Genomic DNA, 1,729 nt, shown 5'->3' on the forward strand with positions numbered 1-1,729 from the left:
TCGACCCGGACCGCGCATTCCGCGACGTCGGCTTCGACTCCCTCACCGCAGTCGAACTACGTAACCGACTCAACAACGCCACAGGCCTGCGCCTGCCGGCGACGGTGGTGTTCGACTACCCGACTCCGGCGGTGCTGGCTGGGTTTGTACTGCGCGAGTTGGTCGGCGGGACGGATGCCGTATCGGTGGGTTCTGCGGTTCCGGCGGCCGGTGGAGTGTCGGTTGATGACGACCGTCTGGTGATCGTGGGCATGGGGTGCCGCTTCCCCGGCGGTGTGTCGTCTGCAGGTGAGTTCTGGGAGTTGCTGGAGTCGGGTGGGGACGCGGTGGGTGCGTTCCCCGTGGACCGTGGTTGGCCTGCGGATGTGGTCGACCCGGATCCGGAGGCGGTCGGGAAGAGCTACTCGGGCGAGGGCGGATTCCTTCACAACGCCGGGGAGTTTGACGCGGAGTTCTTTGGGATCAGTCCGCGTGAGGCGGTGGCGATGGATCCGCAGCAGCGGTTGCTGCTGGAGACGTCGTGGGAGGCGCTGGAGGACGCGGGGATCGATCCGGGGGCGTTGAGGGGCAGTGACACGGGCGTCTTCTCCGGCCTCTTCTACCACGACTATCTGCCGTCGTATCCCGTTCCTGAGGAGGTCGAGGGGTATCTCGGTACGGGTGGTACGGGTTCCGTCGCCTCCGGGCGGGTGGCGTATGCGCTGGGGTTGGAGGGTCCGGCGGTGACGGTGGATACGGCGTGTTCGTCGTCGTTGGTGGCGTTGCATCTGGCGTGTCAGTCGCTGCGGTCGGGGGAGTCGTCGCTGGCGTTGGCGGGTGGTGTGACGGTGATGTCGACGCCGGGGACGTTCATTGATTTTTCGCGGCAGCGGGGTCTGGCTGCGGACGGGCGTTGCAAGGCGTATGCGGAGGCGGCGGACGGTACGGGCTGGGGTGAGGGGGTTGGTGTCCTGGTCGTGGAGCGGATGTCGGACGCGCGGCGTAATGGTCATCGGATTCTGGCGGTGGTGTCCGGGAGCGCGGTGAACCAGGACGGTGCGTCGAATGGGTTGACGGCGCCGAATGGTCCGGCGCAGCAGAGGGTGATCCGGTCGGCACTGGCGAGTGCCGGTCTGGCCTCGGGCGACGTGGATGTGGTCGAGGGCCATGGCACGGGTACGCGGCTGGGTGATCCGATTGAGGCTCAGGCGCTGTTGGCGACGTACGGCCAGGGCAGGGCTGAGGATCGGCCGTTGCTGTTGGGTTCGGTGAAGTCGAACATCGGTCATGCGCAGGCGGCGGCCGGTGTGGCGGGGGTCATCAAGATGGTGGCCGCGATGCGGCACGGCATCGTCCCGGCGACGCTGCACGTGGACGCTCCGTCGTCACACGTGGACTGGAATGCGGGTGCAGTGCAGTTGGTGACCGAGGCGATGCCCTGGCCTGACGCCGGGCATCCCCGGCGGGCGGGTGTGTCGTCGTTCGGGTTCTCCGGCACCAATGCGCACGTGATCATCGAGCAGGCGCCCCAGGACGAGACTTCGGTGTCTGACGCGGCAACGGATCCGGCTGGCGGTGCCGACGGCGTCGTGTTGCCGGTGGTGCCGTGGGTGGTGTCGGGTCGGTCGGCAGGGGGGCTTGCGGGGCAGGCGGATCGTCTTGCGGAGTTCATCCAGCATCGTTCGGACGTAGAAGTGAACGACGTGGGGTGGTCGCTGGCGGTTTCGCGTGGGGTGTTGGAGCACCGTGC

1 protein-coding gene is annotated in these 1,729 nt (G+C 67.7%); it reads left to right on the forward strand.

What is annotated here, in order from left to right:
- Nucleotides 1–1,729, forward strand: a 1,729-nt coding sequence (locus AB0I10_RS41065; protein ID WP_363157840.1) for a beta-ketoacyl synthase N-terminal-like domain-containing protein, incomplete at both ends; no start/stop codon positions are given.

This window comes from Streptomyces sp. NPDC050636 (assembly GCF_040654775.1).
GTDB lineage: Bacteria > Actinomycetota > Actinomycetes > Streptomycetales > Streptomycetaceae > Streptomyces.